The 13,307-nt window shown below is 73.0% G+C and carries 12 protein-coding genes; 9 read left to right on the forward strand and 3 right to left on the reverse strand.

Features of this window, described 5'->3' with window-relative positions; genetic code table 11:
* Positions 1-22: 22 nt before the first annotated feature.
* Together ACIGDI_RS09100 and ACIGDI_RS09105 are read right to left on the reverse strand one after the other, a co-directional pair.
* Positions 23-769, reverse strand: a complete 747-nt coding sequence (locus ACIGDI_RS09100; protein ID WP_399892779.1) for an MBL fold metallo-hydrolase — start codon at positions 767-769, stop codon at positions 23-25.
* 177 nt (positions 770-946) lie between these two features.
* Positions 947-1,573: an alpha-ketoglutarate-dependent dioxygenase AlkB gene (locus ACIGDI_RS09105; protein ID WP_399892782.1), complete on the reverse strand. Its 627-nt coding sequence runs from the start codon at positions 1,571-1,573 to the stop codon at positions 947-949.
* 109 nt (positions 1,574-1,682) lie between these two features.
* On the opposite strand from ACIGDI_RS09105, the gene ACIGDI_RS09110 reads away from it, so the two are divergent.
* The 5 genes from ACIGDI_RS09110 (at position 1,683) to ACIGDI_RS09130 (ending at position 8,078) form a co-directional block, all read left to right on the forward strand.
* The gene (locus tag ACIGDI_RS09110) at positions 1,683-2,318 is read left to right on the forward strand and encodes a TetR/AcrR family transcriptional regulator (RefSeq protein WP_399892785.1); all 636 of its coding nucleotides are present in this window, start codon (positions 1,683-1,685) and stop codon (positions 2,316-2,318) included.
* Between the two features lie 17 nt (positions 2,319-2,335).
* Positions 2,336-4,006, forward strand: coding sequence for an FAD-binding dehydrogenase (locus ACIGDI_RS09115; RefSeq protein ID WP_399892789.1), 1,671 nt, complete (start codon positions 2,336-2,338; stop codon positions 4,004-4,006).
* A 153-nt stretch (positions 4,007-4,159) separates the two neighbouring features.
* Complete coding sequence (locus ACIGDI_RS09120) at positions 4,160-4,846, forward strand: FadR/GntR family transcriptional regulator (RefSeq protein ID WP_399892792.1); 687 nt, start codon at positions 4,160-4,162, stop codon at positions 4,844-4,846.
* Positions 4,843-6,225 (forward strand): hypothetical protein, encoded by a 1,383-nt coding sequence (locus ACIGDI_RS09125; protein ID WP_399892796.1) that lies wholly within the window; start codon positions 4,843-4,845, stop codon positions 6,223-6,225. Before ACIGDI_RS09120 ends, ACIGDI_RS09125 begins: the two co-directional genes overlap by 4 nt.
* On the forward strand, positions 6,222-8,078 hold the full coding sequence (locus tag ACIGDI_RS09130; RefSeq protein WP_399892799.1) for a GMC family oxidoreductase N-terminal domain-containing protein: 1,857 nt from the start codon (positions 6,222-6,224) through the stop codon (positions 8,076-8,078). The genes ACIGDI_RS09125 and ACIGDI_RS09130 overlap by 4 nt, the downstream gene beginning before the upstream one ends.
* Here the strand turns inward: ACIGDI_RS09130 and ACIGDI_RS09135 are convergent.
* On the reverse strand, positions 8,033-8,392 hold the full coding sequence (locus ACIGDI_RS09135) for a DUF488 domain-containing protein (RefSeq protein WP_399892802.1): 360 nt from the start codon (positions 8,390-8,392) through the stop codon (positions 8,033-8,035). The genes ACIGDI_RS09130 and ACIGDI_RS09135 overlap by 46 nt on opposite strands.
* A 156-nt stretch (positions 8,393-8,548) precedes the next feature.
* Between ACIGDI_RS09135 and ACIGDI_RS09140 the strand changes: the two genes are divergently transcribed.
* From ACIGDI_RS09140 to ACIGDI_RS09155, 4 genes are read left to right on the forward strand one after another with little or no spacing between them, the layout of a single operon-like run.
* Complete coding sequence (locus ACIGDI_RS09140) at positions 8,549-9,952, forward strand: M1 family metallopeptidase (RefSeq protein ID WP_399892806.1); 1,404 nt, start codon at positions 8,549-8,551, stop codon at positions 9,950-9,952.
* A 41-nt stretch (positions 9,953-9,993) separates the two neighbouring features.
* Positions 9,994-10,752 carry a L,D-transpeptidase family protein gene (locus ACIGDI_RS09145; RefSeq protein WP_399892809.1) on the forward strand — a complete coding sequence of 253 codons (759 nt, stop codon included), beginning with the start codon at positions 9,994-9,996 and terminating at the stop codon, positions 10,750-10,752.
* Between the two features lie 19 nt (positions 10,753-10,771).
* The gene (locus ACIGDI_RS09150; protein ID WP_399892812.1) at positions 10,772-11,479 is read left to right on the forward strand and encodes a response regulator transcription factor; all 708 of its coding nucleotides are present in this window, start codon (positions 10,772-10,774) and stop codon (positions 11,477-11,479) included.
* Positions 11,476-13,299 carry an ATP-binding protein gene (locus ACIGDI_RS09155; RefSeq protein WP_399892815.1) on the forward strand — a complete coding sequence of 608 codons (1,824 nt, stop codon included), beginning with the start codon at positions 11,476-11,478 and terminating at the stop codon, positions 13,297-13,299. The genes ACIGDI_RS09150 and ACIGDI_RS09155 overlap by 4 nt, the downstream gene beginning before the upstream one ends.
* Positions 13,300-13,307: the final 8 nt, after the last annotated feature.

A 13,307-nucleotide genomic window follows, 5' to 3' on the forward strand; every position in this document is an offset into this window, starting at 1 on the left:
TCGCCGTGATCGTCACCTCACCTTAGAGTGCACGCTCCTTGGCCTGAAGTGCCGCTTCACGGATCGGACCGCGGTGTTCCGGACCGTGACCGGGCAGCAGCAGATCGCCCTCCAGCGCGGCGATGACGTCGAGGGAGGCGACGGCCCGTGCGCGCTCGTGCTGGAACATGTCGGGCAGCAGGTGGGGTCCGCTGAGACGCGAGGTGGGGTGGGCGGTGGCGATCGCGTCACCGGCGATCACCACGCCGGCGTGCGGGAGGTGGAAGACCGCGTGTCCGTCGGTGTGGCCGGGTGTGTGCACCGGGACCGGCCGGCCGGGCAGGTCCAGCGCGCCCGGTAGGGGGAACGGCTCGGGAGCGGCGACGGGGACGTCGGTCATGCCGCCGGAGCGCAGGGCGTGCAGCGCCCAGGGCAGCACTCCGGGCCGCCAGCCGTTGCGGACGATCTGGCCGACGGTCACCTGTTGCAGGAACTCCCGGCGGGCGTGCGGTACTTCGGCCTCGTGCAGGTAGACGGGCGTGCCGTAGGTGCAGCGCAGGTACTCGGCCGAGCCCAGGTGGTCGTTGTGGGCGTGGGTGATGAGCACCGCCGCGACCGCCTCCGGCGCGCCGCCGACCGCCGTGAGCGAGTCGAGGACCTGCTGCCGGTCGCCGAGATAGCCGGTGTCGACCAGGGTGAGTTCGTCGCCCTCGGTGAGGATCACCCAGTTGGTGTTGCTGCCGTGCACCAGATGAATGCCGTCGGCGACTTGCCGTACGTCTGCCCGCATGACCGCCCCACGTCCTTCGCCGCTGTTGGACGGGATCAGCAAAGCAGACCCGGGCGGGAGCGGAGGCGTCGGGTCCGCGCCAACCTCCGGCACGGTCACCGGCGGAGGAAGGGCGGCCTCCGGCACCGTCCGCCGGAGGCCGCCCCCGCGTGCGCCGGAAGCGGCCGCCTCTCCGCCTCAGCGCACGCCGTGCGGGCGGAACTGGATGCTGATCCGCGGTCCCGAAGCCCGCGTGCTCTTGGGTACGCAGTGCTCCCAGGTCCGCTGGCAGGAGCCGCCCATCACGATCAGGTCGCCGTGGCCCAGCGGCCGGCGCACGCTCTCGCCCCCGCGCACCGGGCGCAGCAGCAGGTCGCGCGGGGCGCCCACGGAGAGGATGGCCACCATCGTGTCCTCCCGCGCGCCCCGGCCGATCCGGTCGCCGTGCCAGGCCACGCTGTCCCGGCCGTCGCGGTAGTAGCACAGCCCGGCCGTGGTGAACGGTTCGCCGAGCTCCTCGGCGTAGTGCGCGCACAGGGCCGCGCGGGCCTCGTCCAGCACCGGGTGCGGCAGCGGGTCGTCCACGCCGTAGAACGACAGCAGCCGGGGCACGTCCACGACCTGGTCGTACATCTGGCGCCGCTCGGCCCGCCAGGGCACCTCGGCGGCCAGCCGTTCGAACAGCATGTCCGAACCGCTCAGCCATCCGGGCAGCACGTCGATCCAGGCGCCGAACCCGAGGGTCGTCCGGCGGATCCCGTTGAGGGGGCCGAGCCGCAGCTGGTCCGTCTGGTCGAAGAGGGAGCCCTGGAGGTGCGTGGTCATGTGTCCAGCGTACTCCTGATTCGAAAATATGTTCCCCTCGGATGTGTGCGGCAGTCTTTCGATACGTCGGTGTATCGGATACATTCCCGTATCGAACGGAGGCGGGCCATTGGTGACCGAGGAGACCACGCGGCGCGTGACGAAGCGCCGGGTGCGCACCCGCGCGAACCTGCTCGACGCCGCGTTCGAGGTGTTCGCGGCCAAGGGCTTCGGGCGGGTCTCGATCGAGGAGGTCTGCGAGGCCGCCGGCTACAGCAGGGGCGCCTTCTACTCCAACTTCGACAGCCTGGACGAGCTGTTCTTCGCCCTGTACCAGCAGCGCGCCGACCTGATCGCCGAGCAGGTCTCCGGCGCCCTCGCCCTGGACGGCCCCGACCTCGACGTGCCCGCCGCCGTGGACCGCGTCACCGAGGTGCTGCTCCTCGATCTCGACTGGCTGCTGGTGAAGACGGACTTCCTGGTGCACGCGGCCCGCGATCCGAAAGTGGCCGAGACCCTCCTGGAGCACCGGGCCCGGCTGCGCGGCGCGATCGCGGAGCGGCTCGCCCGCGCCCGGGGCTTCGCCCCACCGCCCGCCGTGCTCGGCGACATCGACGGCGCGGCGCACGCCGTGGTCGCCGCCTACGACGGGGTCACCACCCAGCTCCTGCTGGACAAGGACGTCGAACACGCCCGCGTCTGGCTCAAGCAACTGCTCACCGCCCTGCTGACCGACGGCAGCGGCAGCCCCCCACTAGGCCACTGAGAAAGGGAACGGTCGCCATGGATGCGGACGTCATCGTCGTCGGAGCGGGCCTGGCGGGCCTGGTCGCCGCGCACGAACTCACGAGCAAGGGGCGGCGCGTCGCCCTGGTCGACCAGGAGAACGCCGCCAACCTCGGCGGGCAGGCGTTCTGGTCCTTCGGCGGGCTCTTCCTCGTCGACTCCCCGGAGCAGCGCCGCCTGGGCATCAAGGACTCCTTCGACCTGGCCTGGAGCGACTGGCAGGGCAGCGCACGGTTCGACCGGGTGGCCGACGAGGACTCGTGGGCGGTGCGCTGGGCGCGCGCCTACGTCGAGTGGGCGGCGGGGGAGAAGCGGTCCTGGCTGGACCGGCACGGCATCAAGCTGCTGCCGACGGTCGGCTGGGCCGAGCGCGGCGACCTGCGCGCCGACGGGCACGGCAACTCCGTACCGCGCTTCCACGTCACCTGGGGCACCGGCACCGGTGTGGTCGAGCCCTTCGTGGACTCCGCCAGGCAGGCCGCCCGCGACGGGCTGCTCACCTTCTACCACCGCCACCAGGTCGACGAGCTCGTGGTCGAGGACGGCGCCGCCCGCGGCGTACGCGGCACCGTGCTGGCCGAGGACCGCTCGGCCCGCGGCGTCGCCTCCAACCGCGACCGGGTCGGCGACTTCGAACTCACCGCCCAGGCCGTCGTCGTCACCACCGGCGGCATCGGCGCCAACCACGACATCGTGCGCCGCTACTGGCCCGAGCGCCTGGGCACCCCGCCCGCCGAGATGGTCACCGGCGTGCCCGCCTACGTCGACGGCCGCATGCTCGACATCAGCGCCGAGGCGGGCGTACGCCTGGTCAACCGCGACCGCATGTGGCACTACACCGAGGGCGTGCGGAACTGGGACCCGATCTGGCCCGGTCACGGCATCCGCATCCTGCCCGGCCCGTCCTCCATGTGGTTCGACGCGCTCGGCCGCCGGCTCCCCGACCCGTGCCTGCCCGGCTACGACACCCTCAGCACTCTCGAGCACCTGCGCACCACCGAGGACATCGCCGGCCACGACCACTCCTGGTTCATCCTCACCCGGAAGATCATCGAGAAGGAGTTCGCGCTCTCCGGCTCCGAGCAGAACCCCGACATCACCGCCAAGGACCGGGCGGCCGTCCTCAAGAACCGCCTCGGCAAGGGCATTCCGGGCCCGGTCGACGACTTCCTGCGCAAGGGTCCCGACTTCGTGACCGCGCCGAACCTGGAGCAACTGGTGGCGAAGATGAACGAGCTGACGGACAAGCCGCTCCTCGACGCGGCCGAGCTGCGCCGCCAGATCGAGGCCCGCGACCTGCAACTGGCCAACCCCTACAGCAAGGACGCCCAGATCCAGGGCATCCGCAACGCCCGCCGCTACATCGGCGACCGCCTCGGCCGCGTCGCCACCCCGCACCGCATCCTCGACCCCGCCGCCGGTCCCCTGATCGGCGTCAAGCTGCACGTCCTGACCCGCAAGACCCTCGGCGGCATCCAGACCGACCTCGACTCCCGCGCCCTCGGCACCGACGGCACCCCCATCGACGGCCTGTACGCGGCCGGTGAGGTGGCCGGCTTCGGCGGCGGCGGGGTGCACGGCTACAACGCCCTGGAGGGCACCTTCCTCGGCGGCTGCCTCTTCTCGGGCCGGGCGGCCGGACGGGCGGCGGCCGCGCAGTCGGCCTGATCCGCACAGGAGTCGTGGGGCGGTCGGCCAGGACGGCGACCGCCCCACGACGTGCTGCGTGAAGAACGGCCTAACGCAAGGGGATTGACCCACGGACACCTCTCTTGGTTGAGTGGCTGAGCCACTGAGCCACTGCACTGTGAGGAGACCGCCGTGGAGGCCCTGCCCCGCGAGACGATCGTGGACGTGCTCGAGGAGCGGCTGCGCGAGGACATCCTCGCCGGCCGGCATCCGGCGGGCAGCTATCTGCCGCCGGAACGCCAGTTGGCCGACGGCTACGGCGTCACCCGCACCACCCTCAAGCACGCCTTCGGACGGCTCGTCCAGGCCGGACTCCTGGAGACCCGACACGGTGTCGGCACCAAAGTCCTCGACTACGCCCGGCTGGGCGGCGCGGACCTGCTGCCGATGCTCGTCCGTCACGACCCCAAGTGGGTCCACGAGATCTTCGAGGTACGGCGCTCGATCGGCGCCCTGATCGCCGAGCGGGCCGCCGCGCGAGCGACCCGATCCCAACACGCCGAACTGCGCCGCCTCTTGGAGGCCGTACGCGAAGCGGGCGACGCCGACGCCGTGCAGCTGGCCGACATCGAGGTGCACCGGGCCCTCGCCCGGGCGACCGGCAACCGCGTGTACGCGTTGCTGACCAACACCCTCTTCAAGGCCTACCTCCCCGTCCGAGCCGCCCTGCGCGGGCCCTTCACCGACGCCGAGGCCGCCCACCGTCGTTTCGTCCCGGTGGTGGACGCGGTGGTGTCCGGTGACGGCCGCCGGGCGCACGCCGCCGCCGACGCCTACCTGCGGGACACCGAGCGGATCATGCTGGAGGGACTGGGATGAGGGGCACCACGTTCACCGAGACCATGCTCGGCACGGTCCGGCTCGACGCCACCGAACCCGTCCGCCGTATCCGCCTCGACCTGCGGGCCCGGGCCGATGAGGTCCTGCGCCCCCACCGCACGGTCCGGGCCCGGCTCGACGGACGCGTCCGCGTCACCGGACTGGCCGACGACCCCGACGCCACCGGCGAATTGGAGATCTCCCCGCTCGCCGGCCGCCGCATCCGCTACCGGCTGTCGTTCACCGCGCAGGGCCGCCGCCTCACCCTGGACGGCTGGAAGTCGGTGACCGTCCGTCACCCGGTGCGGTCGATGACGGTCCTGCCGTTCACGCTGTACGAGGACGGCGCACCGGTCGGCCAGGGCACCCTCCGCTTCCCCCTCGGGACCGGCCTCGCGCCCTTCCTCCTCAGCTTCCGCTTCCCCCGGCGGGAGGACGCCGCCGACCACCTGGCACCGCGCTGGGACGGCAGACCCGGCCGCACCGAGGTCTGGTACACGACGCTCACCGACCCGGCCACCGGGACCGGTATCTGGCTGCACCACGAACTGGTCGCGCCCACCGACGGATCCGCGCCCGTGGCGCACGGCTGGGCGGCCGTCTTCCCACCGGAGGGCAAGGTCACCCACGCCCGCTTCGGCCCCCTCCCGTGGAGCGGTCCCGTACGCGGCTTCACGGCCGGTGACGTCGCGGCGGTCCCCGGGCGGCTGAGCGGCAGCGCCGGTGACCTCAGCTGGAACCTCACCGAACTGCCCGCGGCGGAGCCCCTGTTCACCTTTCCCCGCTGGTCCTGGCGGCGCCCCCTGCTCCCCGCCACCCACATGCTCCCGGCGGCCCGGGCCACCTACGACGGCACGTTCGCCGACCAGGACCGGACACTCACCCTGCGGGGCGCTCCCGGAGCCTCCGCCCGCATCAACGGCCACGGCAACGCCCGCCGCTGGGCCTGGCTGCACGCGGACCTGGGCGACGACGGCGTCCTGGAGGTGGTCGCCGCCGTGTCGACCAGACCCCTGCTGCGACGGCTGCCCCCACTGGTCTTCCTGCGCCTGAGGCACCACGGCCGCACCTGGCCGCGCCGGGCGGAGCGCTCCGCGGTGGGCCTGCTCGGCATCGGACGCTTCCGCGCCGACATCGGCCTGCCCCGCTGGACGGTGACCGGCCGCACGCTGCTGCGCCGCATCCGCGTCGACGTCACGCAGCCCGCCGAGCGCACCCTCGCCCTCGACTACCGCGACCCGGACGGAGCCCCGGCGGTGTGCCGCAACAGCGAGAGCGCCGACGCGACCGTCCTGTTGGAACGCTGGTGGGGCCGCTGGCGCACCGAGGCCTCCTGGACGCTGCGCGGCACCGCGCACGCCGAAGTGGGGGACAGGTGACGGCGCCCGGGCTGGTCGCCGCGCTGCTCGCCGACACCGGCGACGAGGAGTGGCCGGGCCGGGTGCCCGGGAGACTGGAGGCGTTCCTGTCCGCACTGCCCGCGCCCGTGCGGACCGCGGTGCGCGCGGGCGCCGGCGTCGTGGACGCCTACGCCGTCCTGCACAGCGGGCGTCGGCTGAACGCCCTGACGCCGGACGAGCGGCAGGCGGTGCTCGACTCGCTCGCCACCCGCCCCCGGCTCCTGCCGGCCCTGGACCTCCTGAAGGTCCCCGTCCTGCTCGCCGCGGCCACCGAGCGCACCCCGGCGCCACGGCCACCCGCCGCCTCCGCCGACCCGCCCCTGGACTGCGTCCCGGCCGACGAATGGCCGACCCGTGCCCGAGCCGACGCCGTCGTCGTGGGATCGGGCGCCGGCGGCGCGATCGCCGCCCGCACCCTCGCACGCGCCGGACTCGACGTCGTCGTCCTCGAGGAGGGCGAGCACCACACCACGGCGTCCTTCGGCGCCCGCGCGCCGCTGGAGCGCTTCACCGACCTGTACCGCGACGGCGGCGCGAGCGCGGCCCTGGGCGACCCGCCCCTCCTGCTGCCGGTCGGACGGGCCGTCGGCGGCACCACCGTCGTCAACTCCGGCACCTGCTACCGCACCCCGGACCACGTCGTCGGCCGCTGGAGCAGCCGCTACGGCTTCCACCTCGCCGACGGACTCCCGGCCCGGCTCGACGAGATCGAACGCACGCTGCGCGTGGCCACCCAGCCCCTCGACGTCCTCGGCGCCAACGGCCTGCTGGCCCTCGCCGGAGCCGAACGGCTCGGCTGGCGGGCCGGACCCCTGCGCCGCAACGCGCCCGGCTGCAAGGGCTCCTGCCAGTGCGTGGTGGGCTGTCCCACCGGCGCGAAGCAGAGCGTCCAGCTGTCCGTGCTGCCCGACGCGTGCGCCGCGGGAGCGCGCATCGTCACCGGCGCCCGCGTGCTGCGCGTCCTCCTCGACCGCGACAGCCCGGGTGGGCCACGGGCGGCGGGCGTCCGGGCGCGCCGGGCCGACGGCAGCGAACTCGAGATCCTCAGCCCCTTGGTCGTCACGGCCGCGGGCGCCCTGCAGACCCCACAGCTGCTGCGCCGCTCGGGTCTGGGACGCCACCCCCGCCTGGGCCGCAACCTCAGCGTGCATCCCGCCACCAGCGTCGCGGGCCGCTTCGGCGAACCGGTCGACTCCTGGACGGGCGTCCTGCAGAGCGTGGGCGTCGAGGAACTGCACGCCCGCGGAATCCTCATCGAGGCGACCGCGAGCCCGCCCGGCATGAGCAGCTTCGTCCTGCCCGGCCTGGGCCGCTCCCTGCGCCGCGAACTGGAAACCTCCGACCGGCTCGCGGTCCTCGGCGCCATGATCGCCGACCGGCCGTCGGGCCGGGTGCACGGTCGCGACCGTACGCTCGTGCGCTACCGCCTCGACCCCCGGGACGGCGCCCGGCTGATCACCGCGGTACGCGAGATGGGACGGCTCCTCTTCTCGGCCGGCGCCCAGGAGGTCCTCACCGGAATCCCACGGGCACCACGCGCCCGCACGTTCGACGGCCTGGACTCCCTGCTCAACACGGTCACCCCCCGCGACCTGCACCTGTCGGCCTTCCATCCGACCGGCACGGTCGCCGCGGGCGGTGATCCGCAGCGGGCCCCGGCCGACTCCGAGGGGCGGCTGCGGGGCGTGCGCGGCGTCCTCGTCGTGGACGCCTCCGTGCTGCCGGGCTGCCCCGAGGTGAACCCCCAGCTGAGCATCATGGCGACCGCGCTGGCCGTCACGGAGAACTACCTGGAACGGGAGGCGAGCACACGGGCCAGCACGGCGGCGTGACTGTGCTCGGGGTCCTTGGCGGAGGTCAGCAGCGTAACCGCCCCCTTCTCCGACAACTCCCGGACATGATCGAGGAGTTCGGCGGCCTCGGGAGCCTCCAGCTCCGCCTCGTACCGGCTGCCGAACTCCTCGTAGGAGCCCTCGCCCGCGTGGTACCAGCGGCGCAGTTCGGTCGACGGGGTCAGGGCCTTGGGCCACTCGTCGACCCGCGCCGCGTCCTTGGACAGGCCGCGCGGCCACAACCGGTCGACCAGGACACGGACGCCGTCCTCCGGCTCGGGCGGTTCGTAGACTCGGCGCAGACGAACGCTCACTTCGGCCTCTTCCTCCGGTGGCGGCGGATGACGTCGAGCGTAATCCGGGAACGCCCGGTGACCCTGTGTGACTTGGCCGAAAGGAGGAGGAAACCGGGCGGCCCGGCACCCTAGCCTGGGGCGGATTTGTCACTCGCCACCCCCCAAGGAGCGCATGTGAGCAAGACCCGACGACAGGCCGTCAGACGTACCTCCGTGACCCTGACGGTCCCCGTCGCCGTCGCGGCCCTGCTGGCCGGAGCCGGCACGGCCGTCGCCGACACCGCCGGCACCTCCGGTGCCGGCGACCCGTACTTCCCGCTCGCCGGCAACGGCGGCTACCACGTCGAGCACTACGACCTGACGCTCCGTTACGACACCGGAAGCCGCCGCCTGGACGGCACCGCGGTCCTCACCGCCCGTGCCACCCAGCGCCTGACCCGCTTCGACCTCGACTTCAAGGGCCTGAAGGTCACCGGCCTGACGGTCGACCGCGCGGCGGCCGGCTTCCGTCGCGACGGCCAGGAACTCGTCGTCACCCCGCGCCGAACCCTCCGACCGGGCCAGGAGTTCCGCGTCAAGGTCACCTACAGCGGCGTCCCCAAGAAGGTCACCGACCCCGACGGATCGGCGGACGGCTGGATCGCCACCGACGACGGCGCCTTCGTCGCCGGGGAGCCGCAGGGCGCGATGACCTGGTTCCCGGCGAACAACCACCCCAAGGACAAGTCGTCGTACGACATCACGATCACCGTCCCCAGGGGCCGCACCGCCGTCTCCAACGGAGCCCTGCTGAGCCGGCGCACCGCGCACGGGCGCACCACGTTCCACTGGCGCCAGACCGAACCCATGGCCGCCTACCTGGCCACCGCGACCGTCGGCAAGTTCAAGGTCGAGCAGTACACCACCCGCGACGGCCTCCACGTCTACAACGCCGTCGATCCGCGCGAGGCGGCCGCCGCCGCACCCGTGCTCAAGCAACTGCCGTCCGTCCTCAAGTGGGAGAGCAAGGTCTTCGGGCCCTACCCGTTCCGCAACGCGGGCTCGATCGTCGACAGGGCGCACGTCGGCTACGCCCTGGAGACCCAGTCGCGTCCCCTCTACGACCAGGCACCCGACCTGGGCACCCTCGTCCACGAGAACGCCCACCAGTGGTTCGGCGACTCCGTCTCCCTGACCTCCTGGAAGGACATCTGGCTCAACGAGGGCTTCGCCACCTACGCCGAATGGCTCTACAGCGAGCAGCACGGCGCCCCCACCGCCCAGAAGATCTTCGACACCCTCTACTCCCGCCCCGCGAGCGACGGCCTGTGGGCCTTCCCGCCCGGTGACCCCGGCAGCGGCAAGAACATCTTCGGCACCCCCGTCTACGCCCGCGGCGCCATGGCCCTGCACGAACTGCGCAAAGCCGTCGGCGATCCGGTCTTCTTCCGCATCCTGCGGGACTGGGCCGGCCGGCACCGAGGCGGGCACGGCACCACGGAGCAGTTCGTGAACCTCGCCCGACAGGAGTCCGGCAAGGAGCTGAACAGCCTGTTCCAGACCTGGCTGTACGCGCCGGGCAAGCCGAACAAGGCGTAGTTCCTGACCAGTTCCTTACATGTCTGCGCCAGGATGCGTTCATGATCACGCGCAGACACCATGTCGTCCTGCTCGCCGCATCCCTTCTGCTGACGGGATGCGGCGGCGGGGCCGTGGCCTCGTCGGGCCACCCCTCCGGCGCGTCCACGCCGGGGACGACATCCCCGGCCATACCGGTCCCCGAGCCCACCGGGACGACCGCCGAGTCCGCCCCGAGCGGGCTGCCCGGCCTGGGACCGAAGACACTGGCCGCGATACCCGCCGACGCCCGCCAGGCCGTCGTGGTCACCGGCAGGGGCCGCAACTCCCCGCTGTCCACACTCGTCCTGTACGAACGCACCGCCACCGGCTGGCGGGCCGACGCCACTTGGCCCGCGCACAACGCCCTGCACGGCTGGAGCGACCACCACATGGCCGGTGACCTGCGCTCACCGATCGGCGTCTACGGCCTCACCGACGCGGGCGGCCTGCGCGCCGACCCCGGCACCCGGCTGCCGTACCACCACTCCTGGGGCTTCACCTCGCCCGGCACCGGGTTCGAGGGGGAGTCGCTCGCGGGCTCCTTCGACTACGTCGTCGCCATCAACTACAACCGCAAACCCGGCACTTCGCCCCTCGACTGGACCCGTCCGCTCGGGGCGAAGCGCGGCGGCGGCGTATGGATCCACGTGGACCACGGCGGCCCCACCCACGGCTGCGTCAGCATCGCCGAGCAGCACATGAAGGAGCTGCTGCGCGCCCTCGACCCCGGCCGCCACCCCGTCGTCGTGATGGGCGACGCGGACGCCCTCGCCCGCTGAGCGCCTAGGATTCCGCCGCGTGTGCGCACATGTGCTGGTCGCCGAGGACGACGAGATGCAGGCCGAACTCATACGCCGCTCCCTGCTGGCCGAGGGACACACGGCCACCGTCGTGCACGACGGTGCGGCGGCGCTGGACGCCGCCCGGCGGCTGAGACCCGACCTGGTCGTCCTGGACCTGATGCTGCCCGTGGTCGACGGCTTCGGGGTGTGCCGGGTGCTGCGCGGCTCCGACCCCGCCGGCGACGGCATCCCGGTGCTGATGCTGACCGCCCGCTCCGAGGAGGACGACGTCCTGCTCGGCCTGGAGCTGGGTGCGGACGACTACATGACCAAGCCCTACAGCCCGCGCGAGTTGATGGCCCGGATCCGCACCGTGCTGCGGCGCAGCGGGCGTGCGGTGGGCGTGCGCGAGGACCCGGTGGTCCGCGCGGCCGGCCTGGCCGTCGACCCGGAGCGGCACGAGGTGCGCTGCGACGGCGAGCCCGTGGAGTGCACCCCGGCCGAGTTCCAGATCCTGCTGGCCATGGCCGCCGAGCCGGAACGGGTCTTCACCCGGCGGCAGTTGCTGCAGGCCACCCGCGGCTTCGACCGGTCCTCCACCGAGCGGGCCGTCGACGTGCACATCATGAACCTGCGCAAGAAGATCGAGGCCGACCCGCGCCGGCCGGTCCGGCTGCTGACGGTGTTCGGAGTCGGCTACAAGCTCAGCGGCGGCCGGCCGTGAAGCCCCGCATACCGCTGCGCAAACGCCTGCTGGTACGGCTGCTGTTCGCCTCCGCCCTCATCGCGGTGTGCTCCGTGGCGGCCACGACCTGGCTCGCGGTGGAGACCACCACGCGCGCGCTGCGCGAGGAACAGGGTCAGGACCTCGCCGACGACATGAAGATCCTGGCCGAGCTCAGCGGGTACGCCGCCACCCATCCCGACTGGAAGGGCGTGCAGTCCCTCGTCGACCGCCTCGCCACCCGGACGGGGCGGCGCATCGCCCTGACCACCACCGACCGCGTCCCCGTCGCCGACTCGGCACGCAAGGGCACCGCCCTGCCGCTCGGCGCCGCCGCCACCGTCGACCCCCTGCACACCGACACCTACACCCAGTCCGGCGCACAGCTCAGGGGCGTCGACCCGCGCGCCGTGGGACCGTACCGGCTGACGGCCCGCGAGCGCGCCCAACTGGACGCGCTGACGCGGAAACTCCGCGTCTGCTTCACCCGGTACGGCGTCGACACGAAGATCGTGCACATCCCGAGCGGCCGTGCGGTGCTGCTCGACCCGGACGGCAAGGACGCGTCCCAGTCGCTGCCGGAGGAGTGCGGCTACGGCCTGAACACCCCCGTGCGCACCGAGCGCAGGGCGCTGGACGCGCTGAACACGGCGGCCCTCGCCTGCCTGCGCGACCACGGCTGGGAGAAGGGTTCACGGCTCTACCTGTTCATCAACCCGACCGGCAGGGACCCCCTGAGCCGCTACGTCATCGGGAAGTACGCCAAGGCGGGCGACGCACCGGAGGCGAAGACCGTACAGACCTGTACCGACAACGCCCTGCGCGCCCAACTCGACCCGTACGTCGCCCCCGTGGCCGACCTGTACCTGGGCGGCGACGAGACGACCCCGCCCCGCTTCGACATGTCCCCGGCCAACAAGGCCAAGATCGTCGGTGTCGTCGGTCTGGTCCTCGCCGTCACCGTCGCGGTCACGGCGGCCGTCGCCACCCGGCTCGTCCGCCCGCTGCGAGCGCTCACGGCGGCCGCCCAGCAGCCCCCGGAGCTCCATGTACGGGTTCCGGTGACGACGCGGGACGAGACCGGCATCCTCGCGGAGGCCTTCAACGACCTCACCGAGCGCCGGGAACGGCTGGAGGAGCAGCGCAAGGCCATGGTCAGCGACATCGCGCACGAACTGCGCAGCCCGCTCACCAACATCCGCGGCTGGCTGGAGGTCACCCGGGACGGCGTCGTCGACCCCGACCCGGCCCTGCTCGGCTCCCTGCACGAGGAGTCGCTGGTGCTCCAGCGCATCATCGACGATCTGCAGGACCTCGCCGCCGCCGACGCGGGCACCCTGCGCCTGCACCGGGAGCCGGTGCGCGCCGAGGATCTGCTCGATCAGGTCGCCGCCGCCCACCGCGTCGCGGCCGTCGCGGCGGACGTCGAGGTGCACACCGACGTGGACGGCGATCCGTGGCTGGACGCCGACCCGGTGCGCATGCGGCAGGCGCTCGGCAACCTGGTCTCCAACGCGCTGCGGCACACCCCGGCCGGCGGCACGGTCACGGTGGTCGCCCGCCGCGACGGCGACGACGTCGTCTTCACCGTCACGGACACCGGCAGCGGCATCGCGGCCGAGGATCTGCCGCATGTCTTCGAGCGGTTCTGGCGCGCGGAGAAGTCACGCAGCAGGCGCACCGGAGGCAGCGGCCTGGGGTTGCCGATCGTCCGCCACCTGGTCGCCGCGCACGGCGGAACGGTCACCGCACAGAGCGAACCCGGCAGGGGAGCCGAATTCGCTCTCCGCCTGCCGGGATCCGAAACGCCCGGGCGCTGAGTACGCCC

It is taken from the genome of Streptomyces sp. NPDC085900, from assembly GCF_044540925.1.
GTDB lineage: Bacteria > Actinomycetota > Actinomycetes > Streptomycetales > Streptomycetaceae > Streptomyces > Streptomyces gilvifuscus.